The organism is Streptomyces sp. NPDC005141 (assembly GCF_053599975.1).
The window spans coordinates 127,244-150,877 of sequence record NZ_JBSFYW010000018.1 but is presented as its reverse complement, the minus strand read 5'-3'; the positions used below and the strand labels follow the sequence as shown (position 1 = coordinate 150,877).

The 23,634-nt window shown below is 68.7% G+C and carries 23 protein-coding genes; 7 read left to right on the top strand and 16 right to left on the bottom strand.

Going from position 1 to position 23,634, the window contains the following annotated elements; genetic code table 11:
• Positions 1–387 precede the first annotated feature (387 nt).
• Together ACWD68_RS17110 and ACWD68_RS17105 are read right to left on the bottom strand one after the other, a co-directional pair.
• Complete coding sequence (locus tag ACWD68_RS17110; protein WP_451807224.1) at positions 388–807, bottom strand: roadblock/LC7 domain-containing protein; 420 nt, start codon at positions 805–807, stop codon at positions 388–390.
• A complete protein-coding gene (locus tag ACWD68_RS17105; RefSeq protein WP_451807223.1) occupies positions 804–2,792 on the bottom strand; it encodes a nitrate- and nitrite sensing domain-containing protein in 1,989 nt (662 codons plus the stop codon). Before ACWD68_RS17105 ends, ACWD68_RS17110 begins: the two co-directional genes overlap by 4 nt.
• Positions 2,793–3,907: 1,115 nt before the next feature.
• Between ACWD68_RS17105 and ACWD68_RS17100 the strand changes: the two genes are divergently transcribed.
• Positions 3,908–5,440 carry an MFS transporter gene (locus tag ACWD68_RS17100; protein ID WP_451807222.1) on the top strand — a complete coding sequence of 511 codons (1,533 nt, stop codon included), beginning with the start codon at positions 3,908–3,910 and terminating at the stop codon, positions 5,438–5,440.
• A gap of 316 nt (positions 5,441–5,756) precedes the next feature.
• Here the strand turns inward: ACWD68_RS17100 and ACWD68_RS17095 are convergent, their stop codons facing one another.
• The 3 genes from ACWD68_RS17095 to ACWD68_RS17085 all read right to left on the bottom strand — a co-directional run bounded on the left by ACWD68_RS17095 (position 5,757) and on the right by ACWD68_RS17085 (position 7,777).
• Positions 5,757–5,954, bottom strand: a complete 198-nt coding sequence (locus ACWD68_RS17095; RefSeq protein ID WP_451807231.1) for a hypothetical protein — start codon at positions 5,952–5,954, stop codon at positions 5,757–5,759.
• Between the two features lie 666 nt (positions 5,955–6,620).
• On the bottom strand, positions 6,621–6,998 hold the full coding sequence (locus ACWD68_RS17090) for a VOC family protein (RefSeq protein WP_451807221.1): 378 nt from the start codon (positions 6,996–6,998) through the stop codon (positions 6,621–6,623).
• Positions 6,995–7,777: an arsenate reductase/protein-tyrosine-phosphatase family protein gene (locus ACWD68_RS17085; protein WP_451807220.1), complete on the bottom strand. Its 783-nt coding sequence runs from the start codon at positions 7,775–7,777 to the stop codon at positions 6,995–6,997. The genes ACWD68_RS17090 and ACWD68_RS17085 overlap by 4 nt, the downstream gene beginning before the upstream one ends.
• Before the next feature lie 82 nt (positions 7,778–7,859).
• Between ACWD68_RS17085 and ACWD68_RS17080 the strand changes: the two genes are divergently transcribed.
• The gene (locus ACWD68_RS17080; RefSeq protein ID WP_451807219.1) at positions 7,860–9,131 is read left to right on the top strand and encodes an APC family permease; all 1,272 of its coding nucleotides are present in this window, start codon (positions 7,860–7,862) and stop codon (positions 9,129–9,131) included.
• Positions 9,132–9,312: 181 nt separating this feature from the next.
• Here ACWD68_RS17080 and ACWD68_RS17075 read toward each other — a convergent pair whose 3' ends face one another.
• The gene (locus ACWD68_RS17075; protein WP_451807218.1) at positions 9,313–10,293 is read right to left on the bottom strand and encodes an NAD(P)/FAD-dependent oxidoreductase; all 981 of its coding nucleotides are present in this window, start codon (positions 10,291–10,293) and stop codon (positions 9,313–9,315) included.
• A 92-nt stretch (positions 10,294–10,385) separates the two neighbouring features.
• On the opposite strand from ACWD68_RS17075, the gene ACWD68_RS17070 reads away from it, so the two are divergent.
• Together ACWD68_RS17070 and ACWD68_RS17065 are read left to right on the top strand one after the other, a co-directional pair.
• Complete coding sequence (locus ACWD68_RS17070) at positions 10,386–10,643, top strand: hypothetical protein (RefSeq protein ID WP_451807217.1); 258 nt, start codon at positions 10,386–10,388, stop codon at positions 10,641–10,643.
• A gap of 278 nt (positions 10,644–10,921) precedes the next feature.
• Positions 10,922–11,560 (top strand): HAD family hydrolase, encoded by a 639-nt coding sequence (locus tag ACWD68_RS17065; RefSeq protein ID WP_451807216.1) that lies wholly within the window; start codon positions 10,922–10,924, stop codon positions 11,558–11,560.
• Between the two features lie 51 nt (positions 11,561–11,611).
• Here ACWD68_RS17065 and istB read toward each other — a convergent pair whose 3' ends face one another.
• From istB to ACWD68_RS17035, 6 genes are all read right to left on the bottom strand, one after another.
• A complete protein-coding gene (istB, locus tag ACWD68_RS17060) occupies positions 11,612–12,406 on the bottom strand; it encodes an IS21-like element helper ATPase IstB (RefSeq protein ID WP_451807215.1) in 795 nt (264 codons plus the stop codon).
• Positions 12,403–12,969: a hypothetical protein gene (locus ACWD68_RS17055; RefSeq protein WP_451807230.1), complete on the bottom strand. Its 567-nt coding sequence runs from the start codon at positions 12,967–12,969 to the stop codon at positions 12,403–12,405. Before ACWD68_RS17055 ends, istB begins: the two co-directional genes overlap by 4 nt.
• Positions 12,924–13,070 carry a Mu transposase domain-containing protein gene (locus ACWD68_RS17050; protein ID WP_451807228.1) on the bottom strand — a complete coding sequence of 49 codons (147 nt, stop codon included), beginning with the start codon at positions 13,068–13,070 and terminating at the stop codon, positions 12,924–12,926. Before ACWD68_RS17050 ends, ACWD68_RS17055 begins: the two co-directional genes overlap by 46 nt.
• A 152-nt stretch (positions 13,071–13,222) precedes the next feature.
• Complete coding sequence (locus ACWD68_RS17045; protein ID WP_451807229.1) at positions 13,223–13,690, bottom strand: hypothetical protein; 468 nt, start codon at positions 13,688–13,690, stop codon at positions 13,223–13,225.
• 156 nt (positions 13,691–13,846) lie between these two features.
• Positions 13,847–17,140: a tetratricopeptide repeat protein gene (locus tag ACWD68_RS17040; RefSeq protein WP_451807214.1), complete on the bottom strand. Its 3,294-nt coding sequence runs from the start codon at positions 17,138–17,140 to the stop codon at positions 13,847–13,849.
• On the bottom strand, positions 17,112–17,543 hold the full coding sequence (locus tag ACWD68_RS17035) for a hypothetical protein (RefSeq protein ID WP_451807213.1): 432 nt from the start codon (positions 17,541–17,543) through the stop codon (positions 17,112–17,114). Before ACWD68_RS17035 ends, ACWD68_RS17040 begins: the two co-directional genes overlap by 29 nt.
• 287 nt (positions 17,544–17,830) lie before the next feature.
• Here ACWD68_RS17035 and ACWD68_RS17030 point away from each other — a divergent pair, with 287 nt between their 5' ends.
• Genes ACWD68_RS17030 through ACWD68_RS17020 form a run of 3 tightly spaced genes read left to right on the top strand, consistent with a single transcriptional unit; the run spans position 17,831 to position 18,658 of the window.
• Positions 17,831–18,028 carry a hypothetical protein gene (locus ACWD68_RS17030; protein ID WP_451807212.1) on the top strand — a complete coding sequence of 66 codons (198 nt, stop codon included), beginning with the start codon at positions 17,831–17,833 and terminating at the stop codon, positions 18,026–18,028.
• A 60-nt stretch (positions 18,029–18,088) separates the two neighbouring features.
• Complete coding sequence (locus ACWD68_RS17025; RefSeq protein ID WP_451807211.1) at positions 18,089–18,412, top strand: DUF6233 domain-containing protein; 324 nt, start codon at positions 18,089–18,091, stop codon at positions 18,410–18,412.
• 33 nt (positions 18,413–18,445) lie between these two features.
• A complete protein-coding gene (locus ACWD68_RS17020; RefSeq protein WP_451807210.1) occupies positions 18,446–18,658 on the top strand; it encodes a hypothetical protein in 213 nt (70 codons plus the stop codon).
• Between the two features lie 438 nt (positions 18,659–19,096).
• On the opposite strand, the gene ACWD68_RS17015 is transcribed toward ACWD68_RS17020, so the two are convergent.
• From ACWD68_RS17015 to ACWD68_RS17000, 4 genes are all read right to left on the bottom strand, one after another.
• Positions 19,097–20,302 carry an ROK family protein gene (locus ACWD68_RS17015; protein ID WP_451807209.1) on the bottom strand — a complete coding sequence of 402 codons (1,206 nt, stop codon included), beginning with the start codon at positions 20,300–20,302 and terminating at the stop codon, positions 19,097–19,099.
• Positions 20,303–20,315: 13 nt separating this feature from the next.
• Positions 20,316–21,596: a sugar ABC transporter permease gene (locus ACWD68_RS17010; RefSeq protein WP_451807208.1), complete on the bottom strand. Its 1,281-nt coding sequence runs from the start codon at positions 21,594–21,596 to the stop codon at positions 20,316–20,318.
• Complete coding sequence (locus ACWD68_RS17005; RefSeq protein ID WP_451807207.1) at positions 21,593–22,369, bottom strand: ATP-binding cassette domain-containing protein; 777 nt, start codon at positions 22,367–22,369, stop codon at positions 21,593–21,595. The genes ACWD68_RS17010 and ACWD68_RS17005 overlap by 4 nt, the downstream gene beginning before the upstream one ends.
• A 119-nt stretch (positions 22,370–22,488) precedes the next feature.
• Entirely contained in the window at positions 22,489–23,580 is a 1,092-nt protein-coding gene (locus ACWD68_RS17000; protein WP_451807206.1) for a sugar ABC transporter substrate-binding protein, read from the bottom strand.
• Positions 23,581–23,634: the final 54 nt, after the last annotated feature.

Genomic DNA, 23,634 nt, shown 5'->3' with positions numbered 1-23,634 from the left:
CCCGTATCCGCCTGACCGAGCCCACCTCGACATCCGGTCCGCAAGCGGCCCGGATGCTGCCGCCTGCCCTCCCGAACCTCGATTTTCCGATCAGCGTCATCAACGACGCCGACGAGGGCGTACAGCAGCGACACTGCCCAGCCGTCGCGCCAGTCACCGACAGCAGCGTAGCGGGCTCAGATCGGACTCCTGGAGCGGGGTGTCGCAGGTTCGAATCCTGCCGGGCACAGAGAAGCACCGGGCCAGGGCGCTTCTGTCCAGCGGACAGGAGGGCCCTGGCGCTCGTGGCACGCATCTCGTACGGCACACACGCGGTGCGCGCGCAGACGGTGGGGATCTATCGCGGATGCAGGGTCCCGAGACGCGGGTAGCCGGAGCGCGCCGCAACTATCCCGCGACCAGTGGAGCAGAGTGGAGGTCGCGTACCAACTGCGGGGTGAGCAGTTCTCCGGCGCGGTCGGCGAGGACAGCCATCTCATAGCCGACCAGGCCGACGTCACACCCCTCGGCGGCGAGGACACCGAGGCAGCTGCCGTCGCGAATACGACCCACCATGAGGAAGCCCCCGAGCATTTCGATCATAACGAGTTTCATGCCGCGGAAGCCGTGTGCGGTGGACGCGTTCTGGGCGAGGCTGGTGATGCCGGAGACGATGGCGGCGAGGTGGTCCGCGCGATCTCGGCCGAGGCTGTCCGAGGCGGCCATGAGCAGGCCGTCGGTGGAGACGGCGACGGCATCGGTGACGCCGTCGGCGGTGCGTACGAACTCCGAGATGAGCCAGCCGAAATTCTGGATGGCGGTGGTCACGATGACGCTCCTTGTGTGCTTCGGGCCTCGGCACGGGCGATACCTGCTCGGAAACCGTTCAGCAGGGAGGAGACAGTGGGCCTGGCGGGCGGGGGTGGGACGGAGGGAGCCTCCACGGAGGCGAGCAGGCGTCCGGGGAGGGCAAGGAGTGCGGACAGGCCGCCGCCGGTGGTGTCGAAGAGGTGGACTTGGGCACCTGCGCCGAGGCGGTGGGCGAGTCGGCCGACGACGAGATGGCCGAGGAACCGAGTGGGGGCGACGAGGAAGGCTTCCTCACTGGCGTCGGAGAGGCGGGCGTTGGCACGTTCCTTGTCGGCTTCGGACATGCCGATGCCGTGGTCGACGACAGCGAAGCAGTACGTGTTGTCCTCGCTGTCGTGCCAGCCGTGCACCTCGACCGGTTCGGTCGGTGGCGAGAATGTCAGCCCGTTCTCGATGAGTTCGGCAAGGAGGTGGGCGACATCGGCGACGGCGTGCCCGCGCACCCGCACTGGCTCCACGGTGGCGATCAGGACCCGTCGGTACTGCTCCACCTCGGCGACGGCGGACTGGACGACTTCCAGGGCGTCGGCGGGTGCTGCCGTGGGCTGCGGCGATTTCTGCCCGACCAGGACCAGAAGGCTTTCGGCGTTGCGCCGCATCCGGGTGGCGAGGTGGTCGAGCTCGAAGAGCTCGGCGAGGGCGTCCGGGTCGAGTTCCTGCCGTTCCAGGCGGGTGATGAGGCTGAGCTGACGACGCACGAGGTTCTGGTTGCGGCGGCCGAGATTGGCGAGCGATTCGGTGGTGTTACGGCGCAGGCCGGCCTGCTGGGCGGCCAGCCGGAGGGCGGTGTGTTCCACCTGGTGCAGCGACGCCGCGACCTCGGCGATCTCCGCCGCGCCGCCCAGCAGCCGTGAATTGAGGTTGTCCGGCGCGTCCGCCGGCGGGAGGATCTCAGCATGGTTCTGTAGGGACTGCTGGATACGGGCCACAGTCGCGGGCAACCGGTGCCGCGCCACGTCGTGGGCGGCCTCGGCGAGCGCGCCCAGCGGGCGTGTGAGGGAACGGGAGGCAAAGGCGGCGAGGCCCGCGAGGAAGGCGGCAATGAGCGCTCCCGCGACGAGATAGGCGACGAGGCCGATCTCGGCGTCGTGGCTGAGCTGGTCGGCCCGGTCCCTCGCGTCGTCACCCACCGACTGCTGGACGGCGTACAGATCGTCGACGAGTACGGTCATCGCATCCCACCAGTCGCCGGCGTCGGCGTGCAGCGCGGAGCCATCGGCGGCGCCTTCCGCCCGGCTCTCGTAGGCGGTGGCGCGTTCGGCGTCCTCGGTGCCGAAGGCGTTCTTCAAAGCCGCGCGCTGGGGTGCGGTGGCCATCTGCCGGAAACGGGCGAGGGCGGCGACGCGCGTAGCACGTACCTCGGTGAACTTGAGGTACTCGCGGCCGTGAAAGGCGCCGTTGGCGAACACCCCATTGAGGAGGCCACGTTCGAGAGCGACTGACTCCGTGGCCGCGGCGAGTTCCCGCAACGCCGTGAGCTCGTCACCCAGTTGACGGTCGGTGCCATTCGTGGTCTCCACTACCGGATCGACGGCGTTGAGGGCTTCGACAGCGGTGGTGTAGAAGTTCAGGGCCGCGGCCCGGTCTGCGGTGCCCGTGTCGGTGGTGGCCCTGTCGGTGGTGGCCCGGATGTCGGCAAGGCGCTGCAAGTGCCGCTCAATGACATCTTCGACGGCGCTTTCGTGGCGCATTCCGCGCAGCGCCGTGTCAACGCGCTTGCGAGTAGTGGCGAGCGGCGGGCGGAACCCCTCCTCGCCTCCCAATAGACCGTTGGTCAGGCCGCGTTCGCGTTGCAGCTGGTGTACCAGGGCCTGGATTTGCAGGCTCAGGCCAACCTCGGAACGGGTCGTCCGGGCGTCACCGAGGGCCACGGCGCGGCCGTGCACGGCGAGACCGGCCACCGCCAGCAGCAGGCAGATCGGGACCGTGATGACCACCGCCACACGGCCCCTGATGCTGCGCCAGCCAGGCATCGGCCGACGGCCAGGAGGCGTTCGGCCACTGCGGCGGCGTCCCGAACTGCCCCTGCCTAAAACGCTCTTGCCGATTGCGTCAAACCTGCTTAGCGCCAGCCGTGCTGGCCTCCACACCCTCATAGTCACGAAGCTAGTCCGACCGCCGTAGCGGCCGGTTTCCGACCTGTTAGGCCGCGTGAGAAGTTCAGTTGCGCCGCCCTCACACCGCGGGCCAAGAGACTGTGACCGCGGATGGCAAGACAGGTGACGCCAGGAGCCGTGGTCGATATACGGCGTGTTCGAGCGCAAGGAGAAAGGAGACCGAGCAATGAACCGCAAGATACGCCAGAAGCGCTCACCCAGGCCGACATTCACGAGTGAAAACGAGGGTTTGACTATCAATTATCCGTTTCGTTTGGCTTAGCTTGTCGCGCCAGTTGGGGGCGGATTCGTGGGTGAGGCGGCGCGTAATGAGTTGATGGCGGCGAGTTGGATCATTGCGGCTGAGTGGTGGGGGTGGTTTCGTAATCGCAGGCCAGGCGGCGGTGCATGAGCCAGCCGAGGGCGCGTTCTACGACCCAGTGATGGGGTTGGACGTGGAAGCCGCGGGTTGTGGGGTCGCGTTGGACTATCTCGAGGTCGATGCCGATGCGGGCGGTCTGTTCGACCGCGTTGCTCTTGTACCCGTTGTCGGCCCATTCGATCGGCGTCCTAGGGTGCGCGAAAGCTGAGGGGGCCCGGTAGCTGCCCGGTCGTTGGCCTTCAACGCAGCCCAGCCCCGGAACCCTCTGGTGGAACCGGGCTGACCACGTCACCGCGGATTCCTTCAGGACACGGAGGTCTGCGACAGAACGGCGGAGGTGCGGCCAGGACAGATCGCTGCCCGAGGAGCCACGGCGGGGCGGGCGGACCGCGTCGGCGAGGATGAGCGTGTCATCCCAATGGGGCGATGTGCGGCACGGTGGATCAGGAAAGACTCTCGCGAAGCCCAACTTCGCCCCGGAGGTTCCATGTCGAAAAGCGGCGCGCCTCGTATCGACGTTCCGCGTGAGGCCCCGGCGCGGGCGTCGCTCGTTTTGGCGTCCCTGATCACCGTTGCCGCGGTGGCCAACTTGAACCTGTCGGTGGCCAACGTGGCGCTGCCCGCGATCGGGAAGGCCTTCGACTCCTCCCAGAGCACGCTGAACCTGATCGCCGTGGGGTACTCCCTCGGCCTGGCCGCATCGGTGCTCTACCTGGGTGCGGTCGGCGACCGTCACGGGCGCAAGCTGCTGCTGCTCCTCGGCATCGCTCTGTCCATCCCCGCCTGCCTGCTCGCCGCGTACGCGCCGAACGACACCGTTCTCGTGGTGGCCCGGATCCTCGGCGGGCTCTCCGCTGGCATGGCCTACCCGACCACCCTGGCGCTGATCGCCGCCCTGTGGGCGGGGCCGGGGCGGACGAAGTCGATCGCGCTGTGGTCGGCCCTGGGCGGCGGCATCTCCATGCTCGGGCCGGTGATCGCGGGCGCGCTGCTCGAACGCTTCTACTGGGGGTCGGTGTTCCTGGTAACCCTGCCCCTCGCCGTGGTCGCGCTGGTCATGGCCCTGCTGTTCGTCCCCGCCCACGCCAACGAGTCGGCCGAACCGGTGGACAACCTCGGCGGCATCCTGTCCGTCCTCCTGGTCGCGGGACTGGTGCTGGCGATCAATTTCGCCGCCGTCCCCAACCAGGAGGCACTGGTCGTCGGCCTCGTCGTGATCGCCCTGGCTGCCGGAGCGGCGTTCCTCTGGCGTCAGCGCCGGGCTCCCAACCCGTTGTACGACCTCCACATCGCCGGCCGGCGCACGTTCTGGGTCGCCGCATGCGCGGGAATCATCGTGTTCGGCTCCATGATGGGGTCGGCGTTCATCAGCCAGCAGTACCTCCAGAACGTGCTCGAGTACAACCCCGTCGAAGCCGGCGCCGCCATCCTCCCCCTCGCCGTGATGATGGTGCTCGTGGCACCACGGTCCGCGAAACTGGTCGAGACACGCGGCGCCCGCACGACCCTGCTGACCGGTTACGCGTTCCTCTTCCTCGCCTTCGCCTGGATGCTGCTGTTCTGGGGCGAGGACAGCAGCTACTGGCAGATCGGCTTCGCCTACGTGCTCATCGGTATCGGCGCCGGCTTCGCCGGGACGCCCGCATCCCACTCCCTGACCGGATCGGTGCCCGTGCGACGGGCCGGAATGGCCTCAGGCACCGCCGACCTGCAACGGGACCTCGGCGGGGCCATCATGCAGTCCATCATGGGCGCGCTCCTCACCGCCGGCTATGCCTCGGCCTTCAGCGCGGCGATCGCCGCATCCCCGGAGAGCAAGGACGTGTCGGACCAGGTCCAGAGCGAGCTGACGAAGTCGTTCGCCTCCGCCGGGCAGGTCGCCCAGCAGCACCCTCAGTACGCCGACCGGATCGTCGCGGCGGCACGCCAGTCGTTCCTCCACGGCGACGACTGGGCGTACACCGTCGGCCTGGCCGCGGTCGCCCTGGGTGCGCTGCTGATCTTCTTCATGTTCCCGCACCGGGACGCCGAGCGGGAACTCCTACGGCGCTACTGCACCGAGGACTCCACCTCCTCCGCCGCCGCCGAGAGGCCGAGCGGACCGGGAGCCTGAGGGGTCGGCCGGTCAGCGGTCGCCGACCGGCTCGTGCGCGGCCTTGCCCCATGGTCGTCGAAAGCAGGTCCGAGGACCGGATCGACGCGGGCGAGGATGCGGGCGTGGCCTGCTTGACCAGCCGTGCCGCCACCTGCAGAGTCGTGCTGCTGCACCGCAGCGCCGCCCGACTCTGTTGACCGGTCCCGCCCATCCACACGTGGCAGACGGTCCTGACACCAGGAGCGGCTGATCCTATGGTCCTCGACCTGCTGGTGATCGGTACGGCCGTCACCTTGGGGCCTTTGCACAACAGCCCTTCATCCTGCTTCTCTCCTCACGGCGCGGCGTCCGCCAGGGTCTGGCGTTCCTGTTGTCGTGGCTGGCCAACCTGATCGCGGTGATCGACTGCGTGATGCTGCTGACCGGCGGACAGCCCCCGGCCCGTCACAGCGCGCAGGCCGCTCACGGAACGGTGCCGGTTCTTCCAGGCCGTGAGCACCGGCTCGATCAACGCCCACTGCTCGTCGGACAAGTCGCTCTGGTACGGCTTGCGAGTGCCGCTGGCACTGCTCGGCGCGGCTGTCTCCGGCGCGGTACGCGCCGTCGTCTCGTGGCTGTTGCAGCAGGGCACGAACGACTCGTAACCATAGATCAGAGAGAATTTGCACATATTTCTTTGCCTCAAGTCCGTCCCGCGGAGCGGACGCGGCCGCCGGTCCGAAAGACCCACCGCACATCACCGGGTCTAGGAGCGGAAGTTGGCAGAGAGAGGAGTCGGCGGCGGTGCGGGCGTCACCTCCGGTGCGGTAGCCACAGCGGTTGGCTCTTCTCTCAGACGGGCCGCCGCCGCGACTGAAGCGCCTCGGTTGTCGTCGAACACCAGGCGCCACAGCTCCCGCTCCCAACGTGCAGGTCATCATCGATGCCGACGCCCCTTTGCGTGGAACGAGCCGGCGGTGCTGGATTCAGGGTTCCGGAGACAGGATCCGATCATCTGGTGTGCGAGAGTGCCGTGCTGCGGAAACCGCACGGCGTCAGGGTCGAGCAAGTCGATGAGCTCCACGAGCTGCCGCTGCAGTGACCGCAGGCGCGGCTCAGCGGGAGCCATGTGGGCCGCGACCGCATCCATGCCACGTCGGTCTGGCGGGTCGCAACGCCGTCGACCCGAGGCTCGAACCGGGCCCTGAACAACTATGCGTCAGCGGGTGGGTTCGAATAGTTCGATGAGGTTGCCGGCGGGGTCGGTGAGCAGGATCTGGTGCCCGCCGGGGCCCGAGACCACGTCGCTGCGGAAGGTGAGTCCGGCACTACGCAGCCGGTCGATCTCGGTGTCGAGGTCGTCGACGGTCAGGTGGATCCGGTTGCCTCCGGCGCCGAGGCCGCTGGGGGTGGCGCGGGCGCCGGAAGTGGCCGGGCCGGACAGCAGCAGCCGGAGCGGCCCGCGTGTCACGTCGGCGAAGGCGGGGGCGGGGTGGCTGCGGAGGGTGAAGCCCAGGTGGATGGTGTAGAAGTCGATGGCCTCCTGAACGTCGTCGACGAGGTAGCGGACGCTGGCGAACTGGTCGGGGGTGGTCACGGCTGAACCTCCTGTGGCGTGGGGATGAGCAGCGGCAGCAGGTAGCGGATGCGGGTGTCGATCTCTGCTGCCGTGCGGACGAACGCGGGGTAGCCAGCCGGGCCGGGGCCACTGGCTGCGGCGGGGTCGGGGATGCTCCAGTGGACCAGCCGAGGATGGTCGCCGAAGTCGGGGCAGACCTCGCGGACCTTGTCGCACAGGCTGATCACGTAGTCGAACCGGCGGCCGAGCAGGGTGTCCAGGTGTCGTGGACGCTGCCCGGAGATGTCGGTGCCGTGCTGCTCACGCAGGACCTGTACGGCGTCGGAATGGATGCCGGGTTTGGGGTGGCTGCCGGCGCTGGTCACCTCGACCCGACCGCCGGCGCGGTGGCGCAGCAGTGCCTCGGCGATCGGTGAGCGGGCGCTGTTGCCGGTGCAGGCGAACAGGACGGCGGGTCGTCTCGCCGGTGGTGGCGAGGGCGGCTGCGGTGGGGTGGGGGCGAAACCCAGCGCCGGGTGCAGGGCGGTACCCGCGTTGGCGAGCGCGTGTGCGCACTGCTGCAGGTCCAGGTGGTAGTAGCTGTCGCGGGCGTCGAAGCTGCTGCGGCGGGCGGTGACCAGCCCGCCGCCGCGCAGCAGCCGTAGATGGTAGGAGACCAGGTTCTGCGGCTGGCCGACCCGCTCCACCAGTTCACGAACCCGGTAGTCACTCGCGGCCAGCTCGGTCAGCAGCTTCCACCGCAGCGGGTGGGCGGCCAGCTGCACGAACGCCGGGGCGGCAGGATTCGAGGGCCTCATACAGCCAAAATACATCAAACATAATTGATGTACCTTGCTGTCGGGAGTCCCGACGCTCCATGCCGCAAAACGGAGGCACGTCATGACTCAGCCCGCCCTGACCGCGGCACCTCAGCTCCAGCGGCGGCTCGGCGTCGGCGACGCCGTCCTCATCGGCCTGGGCTCGATGATCGGCGCGGGCATCTTCGCGGCGCTCGCCCCGGCCGCCCACGCGGCCGGCTCCGGGCTGCTGGTCGCTCTCGCTGTGGCCGCGGTGGTGGCCTACTGCAACGCCACCTCCTCCGCCCGGCTGGCCACCCGATACCCGGCCTCCGGCGGCACCTACGTCTACGGCCGCGAACGCCTCGGCGACTTCTGGGGCTACCTGGCCGGCTGGGCCTTCGTGATCGGCAAGACCGCCTCCTGCGCGGCGATGGCGCTGACCGTCGGCTCGTACGTGTGGCCCGCTCACGCCCACGCTGTGGCGGTCGCAGCAGTGGTGGCGCTGACCGCCGTGAACTACGCCGGGATCCAGAAGTCCGCCTGGCTGACCCGGTCGATCGTCGCCGTCGTCCTTGCGGTGCTGGCGGCGGTCGTGGTCGCCAGCCTCACCTCGTCGTCAGCGGACGCGGGCCAGCTGAGTGTCGACTCCGATGCCACCGTCAGCGGCGTGCTGCAGGCGGCGGGCCTGCTGTTCTTCGCCTTCGCCGGGTACGCCCGCATCGCCACCCTCGGCGAGGAAGTCCGCGATCCCGCGCGCACCATCCCCCGCGCCATCCCACTCGCCCTCGGCCTCACCCTGATCGTGTACGCGGCCGTGGCGGTCGCCGTCCTGACGGTGCTCGGTCCCCGCGCGCTGGGCGAGGCGGCTGCGCCGCTGTCGGACGCGGTGCGGGCCGCGGGGGTCAACTGGTTGGCGCCCGTCGTCCGGGTCGGGGCGGCCGTCGCCGCGCTCGGCTCCCTGCTCGCCCTGATCCTTGGGGTCTCCCGGACCACCCTGGCGATGGCCCGCGACCGGCACCTGCCCCACGCCCTGGCCGCCGTTCATCCGCGCTTCCAGGTGCCGCACCGCGCCGAACCACTGGTGGGCGCCATCGTCGTGATCCTTGCCGCCACCGCCGACGTACGCGGCGCGATCGGCTTCTCCTCCTTCGGCGTCCTGGCCTACTACGCCGTCGCCAACGCCTCCGCCTGGACGCTCACGCCGGACGAGAACCGTCCGCCCCGCATCGTCCCCGCACTCGGCCTGGCCGGCTGCCTGCTGCTGGCCTTCACCCTGCCCGCCGCCTCCGTCGTGTGGGGAGCCATGGTCTTGGCCGTCGGCATCGCCGCCTACGGGATACGCCGGGTCATCACCGCCCGCCGGGCGCCCTGAGTCGCTCACACCTACAGGGCGGGGTGGCATCAGGGCCGCAGCCAGGTACTCAGGGCGGCGCCCCCTGAGAGGCCCGCACCCCGTTCACTTCCGGCGGCGACGAGACCGAGATCGGCAACCGCCCGTCCAAGGCAACGAGGCCACCCAGCGGTGCACACAGACGGCACGGCGACACGTGCGGTCAGCGGCGCGGAGCCTGTCGCACCAGCCGCCCGGCGATCCGCCGGGCGGCGAACTCCGTGCCGGCCATGAAGCGCAGCATCGGCCCGAACATGGGTGCCGCCAGCGAGCCGGTGAAATACAGCCCCGCCACGCTGGACTCGAACGCACCGGACAGACGCGGAGCCTGTGAGCCGGGCACGCCCCCCACCGCCCGACGCACCGACGGCATCAGGAAGGGCAGGGCATCCACATCGAGCCGGTACCCAGTGGCCGCCAGCACATGGTCGACGACGCGATCAGCCGGCCCGCTGCCCCTGCCGCCGAGACGCAGGTGCACCTCGGCCCCGGACCGACGCGCCCGCTCCACACAGCACTCCGTGTGAACGGGCACCACGCCTTCCACTCGCTCACGCAGCCACCACCCGCCCGACGGACCCAGCGCGCCGCGAAAGAGCTGCATCCGGGCGGCGGCCGGCAGCCGTCGTACGGCACCCGGAGCGCCGCAGACCGCGGCCAGCGCCCAGCCCGTCCCCAGCGCAGACGCCGGGGCGACCAGCCGCTGCCCCAACGGCTGCTGCAACTGCGGGCGCACTACCCAGTTCACCCGGGCATCGCGCACCAGCACCTCGACGTCAGCGCCGGCTTCGTGCAGCAGTGCAGCACTCTCCAGGGCCGACTGGCCTCCCCCCGACCACCGCCACCCGCTGCCCCGCGTACCCGGACAAGTCGGTGTGCTGGCTCGTGTGGGACAGCGCAGCCTGTGACCCGGCCCTCCGGGCGCCAGCGGCAACAACGCGTCGGGGACGTACGCGAACGTGGCAAGCCCGCTGGCCACCACCACGGCCGCCGCCTCGATCTGCCCGCCGCCCTCCAACCGGACAGTGAAACCGGCCCCGGAACGCTCAACCGCCGTCACCCGGGCCGCCTCCACCGGGCCGACGTACCGCTGGGCGAACCACATCCCATAGCGCACGAACGTCTCGCACGGGATCGGCGTCAACTCCGTCAACTCCGGTGCGCCCACCGCACGGCAGAAGTCCGCCAACCGCCCCCCGGCACCGGAGCCCGTTCTTCGAGCAGTGCCCGCACCGCATGGCCTGCGCGCGCTGCGACTTCTATACGCCCAAGGACTCCAGCAAAGGCCAGCTCCTGGAAGCGAAGGACAATCTCCAGCGCATGCTCGCCACGATCCCTCTCACGGACGAAGAGCAGGCCGCAGTCGACGACGGCCAGGCCGCACTGGACCAGGTCCTGGGACGCCTGGCGGACGTCCCCACTCCCTCTGGTGCCACTCCGCGTCAGCTCCTGCCGATCGTCGAGGTCAGGCGGGGCGATGCGCTACGGCCCTAAGTGGCTTCGATCACTTCTTGCGACAGCGTTTGTTGATGAGTTTGGACGGCAGCGTCCGGTCGACGGCTTCGCGGATCGTCACGAGTTTTGAAGTCACCTGCTGATTGAGGCGAGTCGGGTTGGCGGGTTGGCGGGTTGGCGGGTTGCGACAGGGCTGTCACAAGCTTCGAAGATCACTTGACCTTGCCCCCGAGGGAGAGACGACAGTGTCTCTGTCGATCACATGAGCGGGCGGTCTGTGCTCGCTGGTCAGGCCAGGACGAAGAGGGGGAGTTCGCGTGACCGCGACCTGCGTCATTCTCGACATCGGGGGCGTGCTGGAGATCACGCCGGAAACGGGATGGGTGCAACGGTGGGAAGAGCGGCTGGAACTGCCACTGGGCACTGTCGATGAGCGGATGCACGACGTGTGGCGGGCCGGGAGCGTCGGGAGCATCAGCGAGCGTGAAGTGCACGAACAGGTGGCGGCCCGATTGGGACTCGACGCCCCCCAGGTTGAAGCCTTCATGGCTGATCTCTGGGCGGAATACCTGGGGACGCCGAACGAGGAGTTCATGGACTATGTGCGAGGGCTGCGCGGAAGCTGCAGGCTGGGCATCCTGAGCAACAGCTTCGTCGGCGCCCGGGAGCGGGAGACGACGCTGTATCACTTCGACGAACTGGTGGAGCAGATCGTCTACTCGCACGAGATCGGCATCGAGAAGCCCGACCTGCGTGCCTTCGAGGCAACATGCGCCAGCTTGGACGTGCGGCCGGAAAACTGCCTGTTCATCGACGATGTCGCAGTCAACGTTGAGGCCGCCCGGACGGCGGGCATGCAGGCGCATCTGTTCGAGGACAACGCCCGCACCATCACACGCATCGCAGCCCATCTGGATGCCGGGCCCTTGGCCCCAGGGCGGGTCCCGCTCGGATGACGTCGGCCTGGCCGGTCTTCGCGGTTGCCGGCCAGGCGTTGAAGCGGTTGATCAGCCCGCTTCTGCGTGTTCGGCTCGGGCTCGGGTGCTGGCGAGGCGGTAGGAGTCGGTGCCCGTTTCGATGATGGTGCCATTGAAGGTGAGGCGATCGACGATTGCCGCGCAGAGGCGGGGATCGGTGAAGGTCTTCGTCCAGCCGCCGAACGACTCGTTGGAGGCGATGGCGACGCTGTTCTTCTCCTCGCGCTCGGTCAAAACCTGGAACAGCAGCTCGGCTCCATGCCGGTCGAGTTCCATATATCCGAGTTCATCAATGCAGAGGAGATCGACGCGGCCGTAGCGGGCGATCGTCTTGTTCAGCTGCTTCTCATCCGCAGCCTCGACCAGTTCGTTCACCAGCTTGGTGGCGAGGGTGTAGCGGACGCGGTAGCCCTTCATGGCGGCCTCAGTGCCGAGGGCGATGAGCATGTGGGACTTGCCGGTGCCGGAGTCGCCGATCAGGCAGAGTGGCTGGCTCTTCTTGATCCATTCGCAGCCGGCGAGGGTGTGGATGGTGGCCGGGTCGATGTTCGGGTTGGCGTCGAAGTCGAAGGCCCGCAGCGACTTCTCCCGGGGGAAGCCGGCTGCCTTGATCCGCCGTTCCGAGCGGCGCCGTGCGCGGTCGTCGCACTCGGCCATCAGCAGTTCGGCGAGGAAGCCGCGGTAGGTCATCTGGTCCTTGGCCGCCGAGGTTGCGATGTCGGGGAACTCAGCCCGGATCGTCGGCAGCCGCAGGAGACGGCAGGCGGTGTCGATAGCGGCGTCGGCGGCCTGCTCGGTCATGTTCCGTTGGCGGGGCAGGGTCACTGGGCTTCTCCCTCACGGTGGGTGCTGCCACTGGTGCGGTGGCGGCGGAGCAACTGGTCATAGGGGGGCACCGAGGGCAGCGGCCTGGTGTCCGGCGGAAGGTGTGCGAGCCGCCACTCGTGCAAGGACGTGATAGTCGCCGACGGCTGGCCTGCCGGATGCGGATCGCGCGGGGCAGGGATGGTGGTGGGTTCTTCCTCGGTCTGAGCGGCTTTGCGTGCCTCCAGGGCAACGGCGTCCGCGGTCAAAGCGCCTGCCCTCAGTGACGTGGCCAGGCCGGCGACCAGATGCTCGTGCGCGATATACCGGCCCAGTAGCAGCACTTCGATCAGTGCTCGGGTGCCGTCCCTCTCGCCGAGGACCTTGCGGGCGGCCGCCCACCACGCGTCATGGACCGGGGTGAATCTCCCGGCTGAACGGGCTTGTTCCAGGGCGGTGGCGCCGGGAAAGGCTCCCGGTTTGCGGACCAGGGCCTCCAGGTAGTGGTCCAGCTCCAGGTGGATTCCGCACTTGGCGATCAGACGCTCATGCCGGGCCACTTCCACGTTCTGGTCGTAAACCACCAGGTGAGAGGCGTGCAGCAGGACCGGACCTTCTTGCCGATCAACCGGACGGGGACCGAGTAGCGGTTGGTCCGGACGGTGATCTGGCTGTAGCGGTCCACTCGCGGCGTGAACAGCCGGCCCGTTTCGAACGGCTCGTCCGGCAGGGGCGCCAGCAGCGGCTGTTCGACGGCGAAGTACTCGTCGATCGCCCGCGGCCTCGCCCCGATGCGGCGATGTCCGTCGTGGAGGTCCCACTGATCGACCAGTTCGTTCAGCTTGGCGAGCGAGCCGACTTCGGGAACGGGCGTGAAGTGGTTGCGGCGGAAGTAGCCGATCTGCCCCCGACCCCGCCCTTCTCGTGGGCGCCCTCGATGCCGGGGCGGCAGTAGAAGCTCTCGATGCCGAAGTGGGAGCGGAAGGCAATCCAGCGGTTTCGGTTGATGCTGTCGTTCCACTCATACAACACCTGCCGATAGTCCTCCATACGCCTCTCGGAGCGTTCGGAGCGGACGCCCGTGTCAGCGGCGAGACTCCAGTAGAGAAGCCGGAGCCGATAGAGGCGTTTATCCAGCAACTTGCTGACTTCCTCGAATACCAGAGCTGCACGGTCCCGCTCCCGCTCCCGCGTCTCCACACGATGCTGGTGAGCCCAAGTGCGCTGTTGAAAGAAGGAGCCGAGCAGCCCACCCAGCACAGTGGTTAACAGGAAGCCAGCCGCCACCGGAATCAACTCTTTCACAAGACCGTCCCCCACCTGTTGGCCGGGCTGGCTTCGTTGATCTCTAGGAACAGCGTTTGTCGACCCGTTCCGGAGGCAGGAGTAGCGGCAGAGGTCGACCGGAAGGAAGATCGGGGACGGGGCAAGCCGCCTACGAATCTCGTTTCCGGCGCTATGTCACGCAGGTCTAGGCGGTTCCTGAGCAGCTCGAAGCCCGCCATCTCTTTCTCCTCGTATGACACGAACCCCAGACTCCGGCGTGATCCGGCGCAGATTCTCCGCCGCCGGGAGGCACTTGCCCCGCGCGGAGCGGCTGTACCAGAGCGCCGCTTCCTCCATCCGCCCCTGATCCTCGTACAGGGTGCCCAGGTTGTTCATGGCGGAGAAGCGTTCCGCGTCGCCGAGGCCGTCGAAGATCTCGATCGCCTTCCGTAGTGCGGCCTCGGCCTCCTCGTAGCGGCCGGTCCCGCAGAGCGGGATGGCGAGTTGCATGAGCGCCTGCGCTTCGCCATCGCGCTCGGCGAGTTCCCGGTAGCGGTGCAGCGCCGACTCGCAAGCCGTGAGGGCCTGTTCGTACTTGCCTTGATCGGCCAGGCACCCGCCCAGATTGTTCGCGACCACCGCGACGAAGTGGTCGTGACCCAGAGTCTCGAAGAGAGGCCCGGCCTCCTCGTAGTACGCCTCGGCCTGCGCCCTCTCGCCCCGCATTTGCCGCAGCATGCCGAAGCTGAGCAGCGTACGGGCGCGGTATGCGGCGAGGTCCGGCTGTGTATCGGGGCCCGCCAGCGCTGCCGCATCCGGTGGCTCAGCGGCTTCCGGCGCCGCGAACAGCGCCAGCGCCTCCGCGTGGATCGAGGCTCCGTCGAGAGCCGCACGGGCCTTCTTCAGCGTCCTGGCGTAGTTGCTCACTGCAGCCTGCGCGTGATCGTTCTCGGTTCCGGCGAGGAGCAGCGCGGCCCGGTGGGCGGCCCGTACCGACTCGCGCGGCCGTCCTGCGGTACTCAACTGCTCTGCCAGCCCGAGCTGCACGATGGCCTCCCGCCGGGTATCCCCGGCCGCCGCGTGCGCGTCTGCGGACTCGCGGTAAGCGTTGAGGGCGTCCTTGGGCCGGCGCATCTCGCCGTACGCGACGGCGATTCGGGACAGCATCCGCCCGCGACCGCCCTGGTTGTCCAGCTCGTCGAAAATCGTCTCGGCCTGCCGGTACAACTCCAAGGCCCGGCGGTACTTGTCCCTGGCGTCGAAGCACAGCCCCAGTTCCCCCAAGGACTCCGCCTCCAGCGAGCGCTCGCCGGTACGGTGGAAGGCCGCAACCGCCTTCTCTATAGCGTCGGCTGCGGCCTTGTGCTCGCTCGCCCGTCTGAGCAACTTGCCGAGCTGCATGGTCGCGATCGCCGCGCCGTACACATCTCCAGCCTCTTCGAACACTGCGATGGCGCGTCGGCAGGTCCCGATCTCGTCGTCTTGGGCGTTCGCCTCAATGCGACTGTCCTGACTGTCCTGTTCCTCCTGACCGAGTGACATGGCAGCCAGATTCACCAGCGCCCCTGCCTCATGCCGGACGTCCCCTTCGCTTCGGAAGATCGCGATCGCCCGGCGTAGCATCTCCCGGCCCTCGTCCTCCCGCCCCATCCGCGCCAGACAGGACGCCCGGTTGACATCGACTTCCGCCACAGAGCTGCCGCCGTCCCGGCGGGCGAGGAGCGCTGCGGCTGCCGAGAACTGCTCGTACGCCTCGCCCAGTCGGCCTTCGTCCATCATGATCAGGCCACTGACATTGGCGACGTTTGCCTCACCGACGAGATCGCCCGCCGCCCGGTGTAGTCCGGCGGCGATCTCCAGCATCGACAATGCCTCACCGTTGCGGCCAGCCGCGGTGAACGCCTGCCCCAGGTTGAGGGTCGCGTACGCTAATTCCTTCCCACCAAGCGCCTTCGCGGCTCGCCACCCGGCCAGCGCCGTGAGAATCCACTCGTCGATGTGCCGGCGCAGCTCGAAGAAGCCTGACAGACGCAGAGCGAGCGGCAGCACGAACTTCCACTGCTCCCCGCCAGCGGCCCAGACCGTCGAGGCCACCAGATTCGGCAGCTCGGCCTCCAGCCAGTCGATCGCCTGCGCGCGGTTGGGGAAGAGCCTGTCCCTCGACTCCTGCCCGGCGATGTGCACTTGGGCGTCCCGCACATTGATGGCGTAGAACGTGAGCAGCCGCCCGGCCGCGTGCCCGCGTCCGTCTCCCTCCCTGTCCTCCCAGCCGCGCTCGTTCGCGTAGAGCCGCAGCAGATCGTGCATCCGCCATCTGCCGTACGCCGCGCCGCGTTCCACCAAGTGCGCCCGGTGCAGGGCCTCCAGAGTGCGTCGGGCCACTGGCTCGCGGACGTCCAGTAGCGCCGCCGCAGCCGGCACCGCGACGTCCGGACCCGGGTTGAGCGGCAACAGACGAAAGAGCAGGGCCTGGTGGGCGTCCAGCCGTCGGTAGGAGAGGTGGAAGGCCGCCCGTACCGCCGCCTCGTCCCGCTCCAGCTCGTCCAGTCGCTCCTCCGTGAGATCGCGGGCCATCACCGCCAGCGGCTTGTCGGGCTGATCGGCGAGCAGCGCGGTGACGATTTGCAGGGCGAGCGGCAGCAATCCGCACAACCGGGCGATCTCTGCGGCCGACTCGGGCGCGTCCGTGACACGGGTGTCGGACGCGCCGTTCGCGGCGGTCAGGCCGTCTCCTAACAGTGCGACGGCCTCATCCGGCTGAAGCTCCATCAGCCGATGCGTCCGCGCGCCGGGGACGCCGAGGGCGTACCGGGAGGTGATCAGTACGGAGGTGGCACTGCCGGACGGCACGAGGAGCCGTACGTCCTCGGCGGCGGCCACGTTGTCGAGGACCACCAGCAGCCTGCGGCCAGCGTCGGCGTACGTGCGCAGGATCGTCGCGTACAGCCGGGCGCGTTCCTGCACGTCGGCGGGTACATGCTCGGCTGGTACGCCGAGTGCACGCAGGAAGCTGGCCAGCGCCTGCTCGGGCGGCAGGCGGCGCTCGGGGTCGTAGCCGAAGAGATCCACGAATAGAACGCCGCCGGGGAACCAGCCCTCGCGGCGGAGCGCGCGGTCGGCGACCTGGAGGACGAGTTCGGTCTTGCCGACGCCGGGCATGCCGGTGACGACGTGGGCGACGCAGTCGTCCGACTGGTCCGGGTCCAACGCCTGTGCGAGGTCATTGAGATACGCGTGACGGCCGCTGAACAGCCGTGTGGGGGACGGGAGTCCGTCCAGGGCGGGGGTGATCCGCTCCGAGACCTGGAGGACGAAGTCACGGCCGACGTTGCCGACAGTGATGAGGTCGCCTGAGACCAGATTGTGGGAGGTGTCCTGGTAGAGGTCGCGGAAAGCGGGGGCGGGGGCCGACGCAGGCTCGGCCTCCTCAGTTCCAGGGGCCGCGGCCGCGCCTTCCGCCTCAGAGCTTGCGGCCGATGGTGATGTCACGGCCGGCCGAACCGATCACCATCGCGTCGCCCTTGATCGTGTTGCGGGAGAGGGTCTGGGTCACCCGGGTCGCCCGCTCCTCCGGCAGCGCAGCCCGAGCCTGCGAGACCAGCGCCTCCAAATCGCCCCGAGCTTCCGGGTGTTCGTCCAGGAAGTCCTGGAGCCGGGTCTCCCACTGGCCGGCCACCCGCGCGAGCACGGCTGCCTCCTCGGCCCCGTCTGCCCGTACGACCTCGGCGGCGGTCTCGTCGAGTCGCGCAAGCGCACGCTGCTCGCGCTCTTCGCTGCCCCGCCCCAGGATCCGGGCCAGCATGTCCCTGGTACTTTGCCACGCTTGTCCGGCCATCGACTCTGTGAAGGTCGTGGCCCCCACAAGTGCCAGCGCGGCCACCCATTCCAGCATGTCGTTCTCTCTCCCCCCGGCGACCCCGCGGACCGCCTGTCCCTGCCTTCAGCGTATGGGACGGCAACGGACAGGTGGGGCGAGTTCGGCAAACCGCCCCACCGGCCGGTCTGTCAGGGTCCAGAGGCTTGCCGCCCTGAAGCCGCAGATCCTTCACCGCCGTGGTCAACTCGCCCGCTGGCAGGAACGGGACGATGAAAGCCCGGTGCACCACACTGACACAACTCACAACGGGAAGCCGCCCGCCTCCTTCCGGGAAACGATCACGCTCGCCCCGGCAACATCGCATGTCAGAGAATGCCTTCGGTGGCCCAGGACACGGGATCGAGTGGTTCGGTGCGGTAGTCGAGGGCGAGGACCGTCTCGTCACCGGCTACACACGGTTCACCACGACGCCGCGCTGTTCGGTGCCCAGCCAGGGCAGTTCAACCGGCGCACTCCGGTTCCCTGCCTCGCACGGGCAGAAGGCGTACAACTCGCCATAGCGCCCGAGCTGGGACTGCAGGGCGGATACGCCGCATGCTTGACAGAGGTGATTCCACAGAATGCGGGTGTGGCACGCCATGTGGCTGCAGCGCATCGACACCAAGATCGCCGCTCTCCAGGAGCGGGAGGCCGAACAGGAACAGGGCCGCAGGAACCGGCCTGCAGAGCCGGACTGGGTCGTCGAACTCGGCATCGGCAAGGGCCGCCCGCCCATCCAGGTCCACGTCGGCGGCTGCCACGCCGCAGGCAAACGGCGGCCTACGGCCACTGCCAGCCGGACACCGCGCTGCAGATCCTCGACTTATCCGCCGGCCCGGCCCTCTCCACCGCGATGCGCTGACCGGAACCCCGCACCATCCAGCCTCAGGCTGTCTTCGCGGTGATCAATCCACCAGTCACCCGGAAGGGACGCCCTGATGACCAGCGCTCCCCCGCCGCCGGTCAGTGAACCGGACCCCTCCACCTTCAGCTGCCCCGGCAGCCTGGTCGGCCCGTGTTCCGGCTGTCAGCGGCGCACCCACAAGCACGGCAACGGCGGCGTGTCCCTGTGCCAGTGGTGCATGGCCCCCGTCCAGGACACCTGGGGCTCCACCGTCCGCTTCACCGGCAGACGCCCGCAAAGCACATGATGCGGCACGGCCCGACAGCTGCGCGCCGCCACGGCCGATGCCACCACGCCCCCGTTCAGTGATGAGGCCTCGCCGCGCTCGAGCCTGCGCCTAGGCTGAGGTGTAGGTTCTCGCCGTTCGTGGCACAGGCTGTGCTCGCGGCCGGCATCTTTCTTCCGTCTCAGGGGGCCGGCCTAGCCGCTCAGTCTCACGAACGTGGCATTTCCTAACGGTCCATCGGCTTTGTTCACGAGTTTCGGTTCTGGATCACTTTCTGGGCTCTGTCGCTGATTTAGGGGTGGTAACAAGCAAGAGCAGATGGGCATCACCTGGGCGTGAGAGATGTCGTTCGCCTCACCGACCTTCTTCTTCCGCCTCACTGGCGGTGGTGACTGTTATGGACGCGAGCCGGGTAGGTGTCGCGGGCCGGCCTTCGTGCCCGTCGCGTCGCTGTAGTGGCTATGCGCCGACGCGAGCCAGCGTCTCCAGAGGGCCGACCAGGATCTCGGAGAAGGCGAGTTCGGCGGCTCCGATGAGCACCGCGTCGTCGCCGAGTTCCCCCACTCGCAGCCGCAGGTTCTCGCGGGAGGCTGTGAGGGCAATGCGGTTGATACGGCTGCGGATCTGGGCGGCCGAGCCGAGGAACACCTCGCGGAGCGTTCCGCCGAAGATGACGGTGCGCGGGTTGAGCACATTGACCAGGTTGGCGACGCCGATTCCGAGCCAGTCGCCGACGTCGTGCAGGGCGGCGCGGGCGGTGATGTCGCCCAGGTCGGCCGCTTCGATGACGGCGCGTACGGCTTCCCTGCCGGTGGCCGACGGGTCGCGCTGCGCCGCCTCCAGCAGGGCGCGCTCCCCCGCTTCGGCTTCGAGGCAGCCGCGCGCCCCGCAGCCACAGTGCCTGCCATTGCGCGGGTTGACGACCATGTGCCCGATCTCGCCGCCATATCCGCAGTCTCCGTGCAGCAGTTGGCCACCGGTGATGACACCGCCGCCGATGCCGATGTCGCCATGCAGGTATACGAGGTCCTGGCAGCCGGTTCCGGCACCGCGCAGGTGCTCCGCGAGCGCACCGAGACTGGCCTCGTTACCCACCGAGACGGGAAGGCCGAAGCCCAGCCGGCGCGTGAGGTCCTCGCCGAACTCCTCGTCCTTCCAGCCGAGGTAGGGGACGGCGCGGACGAGGCCGTCGGGTCGACGCACCATCCCGCGGACGGCGGCGGCCACGCCGACGCAGTTGGTGCCGCGCTGTGCTGTGCTCACCATTTCCAGCGCGGAGCTGGCGAGGACCTCGGCCACCTTGTCGGCGTTGCGACCCCCTGAAGGCATGGAGATCTCCCTGCGGTCGAGGAAGATCCCGCCCAGGCCGATGCGGGCGGCGGCCAGCCGGTCCACGCCCACGTCGAAGGCCAGGACGTACACGCGGTCGGACTCGGGTCGTACGACCAGGGACGGCCGGCCGGCCCTGCCGGTCTCACGGGGCAGTTCCTCGCGGACCAGGCCGGCCGAGCCCAACTCGCTCACCAGGCCCAGGATGGTGCTGCGGTTGAGTCCCATGCGCTCCGCCAGGACGGCCCGCGACATGGATCCGCCGATGTGCACGTGCCGGAGCAGGGTGCCGAGGTTGTGCCGGCGAATCTCCTCCTGCGAGGGACCGGCTTTCATGGAACCCCAGACGTCATCGTTGTACGGCCCGGCGACGGGACAGCGCATCCACGCCTGCGGCCACCAGCAGAACCGAACCCGTGACAGCGTACTTGACCCCTGAGCTGTACCCCATCAGGCCCATGCCGTTCTGGATGACCGCGACCACCATGCCGCCGAGCACGGCGTCAATGGCCCGGCCCCGCCCGCCGAACAGGCTCGTCCCGCCGATCACGGCGGCGCCGACCGCCAGCAGCAGCACGTTGCTGCCACCAGTGTTGGGGTCGACCGAGTTGCCCCGGGACGCGGCGATGATGCCTCCGACCGCGGCCAGGGAGGAGCAGATGACGAACGCGGAGATCCGGATGGCTGCCACGTTGATGCCGGCCCGGCGGGCCGCCTCGGCGTTACCGCCCACCGCGTAGATGTGCAGGCCGAACGAGGTGCGCTGGAGCAGGAACGTACCGGCGATGAGCAGGACGGCGATGACCGGCACCACGATCGGCACGCCCTTGAGCGAGTCGACGATGATGTTGCGGCTGCGCTCCTGGTTGAGCAGGTGGACGGCGATCGCACCGAGCACCGCCAGGCCGCCGATCCTGACCGCGAGCAGGGTGAGTGGAGCGGGGGCGAGCCCGCGCCGCCGGCGGTTCCGGCCCTGCCGGAGCTGGATCGCCGCGTACGCCCCGACACTCACGGCAAGCAGTACCCAGCCCAGCATGGGGGAAAGGTTGTTGTTTGCGACGGCCAGGATCGTCTCGTCTCGGATCGAGACGTTGGTGCCTTCCTTCAGCAGCATCAGCACGATGCCCTGGAACCCCAGGAAGGCTGCCAGCGTGACCACGAATGAAGGGATGCCGACCTTCGCCACCAGCAGGCCGAGCACCAGGCCTATGACCGTGCCGGTGAGGATCGCCGCGCCGGCCGCGCCGTACCAGGGCCATCCGTGGTCGGTGAGCAGGATTGCGAGGACGGCGGCGCAGACGCCGCTGGCGTAACCCGCGGACAGGTCGATCTCGCCGAGGAGGAGGACGAAGACCAGACCCATGGCGATGGCGATGCTGCCCGCGCCCTGGGTCAGCAGGTTGGCGAAGTTCAGCTCGGACAGGAAGACCGGGCGCAGGGCGGCGAAGAACACGCACAGGACGATCAGGCCGAGTACGGCGGGGATGGCGCCCAGCTCGCCCCCCCTTACCCGATGGACGTAGTTCCGGGCGACCGAGCGCAGACTCGCGGCTTTGACAGCTCCGTTCTTCTTCGGTTTACCAGGACCGCGCGGCAGTTCCGGCTTCTCGGGGGCGACTGCGGCAGTCATGCGGTGACTCCGTTGCTGTGGGCGAGGCCGAGGTCTCCGCTGCGGCCCGAGGTGATGAGTTCGACGACCTGGGAGTGCGTCACGTCCGACGTGCTGACCTGGGCGGCCATCCGGCCCAGGTAGAGGGTGGCGATCCGGTCGGACACCGCGAAGACGTCGTTCATGTTGTGCGAGATCAGGACCACGGCGAGACCGTTGTCGGCCAGCCGCCGGACCAGTTCGAGGACCTGTGCCGTCTGGGCGACACCGAGTGCGGCGGTCGGTTCGTCCAGGATGACGACCTTGCTGTTCCACAGCACGGCCTTGGCGATGGCCACGGTCTGCCGCTGGCCGCCGGAGAGACTGGAGACCTGTTGGCGGATGGACTTGACGGTGCGGACCGACAGCCCTTCGAGGGTCCGGGTGGCCATCTCCTCCATCGTCGTGTTGTCCAGGACGAGCCCCCGGCGCTTCTCGCGGCCGAGGAACATGTTCTGCACGATGTCGAGATTGTCGCAGAGCGCGAGGTCCTGGTAAACGATCTCAACGCCAAGGGCCGCCGCCTCACGCGGGCCGTGCACCTGGACCTGCTCACCTTCGAACCAGTACTCGCCGCCGTCAATCGCGTGGATCCCGCCGATGCACTTGACCAGGGTGGACTTGCCTGCGCCGTTGTCTCCGACGAGAGCGGTCACCTCCCCCGGATGGACGTCGAAGGACACGTCGTGCAGTACCTGCACGGCGCCGAAGCTCTTGTCGATCCCGCGCAGTTGAAGGATGGGGGTCGCTGTCATGGAAGACGGCTCCTTATGGTCGTGAGGTCGCGGGTCCCGGGTCCCGGCCAGGTGGGAGCCCCGGGACCCGCGGTCGGGTCGGCCGGACCAGGGGTGGCGGTCCGAGCAGCCGGGCAGGGCTACTTGATGCCGGCCTTGGCGCACAGGACGGCGTACTTGCCCGTGCACAGCTCTTCCTTGGTGACGTAGCCGTCGTCCACGACGTCCTTGACGTTGTCCTTGTAGATAGCCACGGGTGTCTCCAGCACGGACGGGACCTTGCGCTTGCCCTCGGGGTCCTCGACGGTTGCGTTCGTCTCGCCCTTCTCGGCCTTGGCGAGGGAGACGGCGAGCTTGACCGTGGCGTCTGCCTCTTTCTTGACCGCCTTGTAGACAGTCATGCACTGGTCGCCCGCGAGGATGTTCTGCAGAGCCTGCACGGTGGCGTCCTGGCCGGTGACCGGGACCTCGCCGTTGCGGTTCTGCTTGCGCAGGATGGCGATGGCCGCGTTGCCGAGAGTGTCGTTGGCGGCGAGCACGCCGCCGATCTTGGGCTCGCTGGTGAGCATCTGCTCGAAGATGGTGCTGGCCTCAGCGCTGTCCCAGTCCGGGACGGACTGGTCCGGGCCCTTCACGTACTCGCCCGACTTGTACTTCGGGTCGAGGACGCCGTTGTAGCCGTCGGCGAGGAGAGTGGCGTTGTTGTCCGTCGGTGAGCCGTTGAGCGTGGCGACGATGGGCTTCTTGGCCTTCATGTCGCCCAGGCACTTGCTGAGGCCCTCGCCCTGAAGCTTGCCGACCGCGGTGTTGTCGAAACTCACGTAGTACTGGGCGGAGCCACCGAGAGTGAGCCGGTCGTAGTCGATCGTGGCGACGCCCTGCGCCTTGGCCTTGTCCAGAACAGCCTTACCCGTGCCGCTGTCCAGGTTCACGATCACCAGGACGTTCACACCGCTGGTGATCATCTGGTCCGCGATGGTCTGGAACTCCTGCTTGTCGGCCTGCGCGTTCTGGATGTCGAACTCGACGCCCGCCGCCTTGAACGCCTCGGAGAGGTACTTGCGGTCCGCGGTCTCCCAGCGGGCGGAGGACTTGCTGTCCGGGAGGATTACGCCGATCTTCGCCTTGGCGTGGGAGCCGGAGTCAGTGTCGCCCGACGAGGAGTCGTCGCAGGCAGCGAGCGAACTGACCAGTGCCACCGAGGCGGCGGTGAGGAGGAGTCCCTTGCGCATGGGCGGGGTCCTTTCTGGTGTTACGGCCGGAGACCGGACGTACGGGGGCGGTCA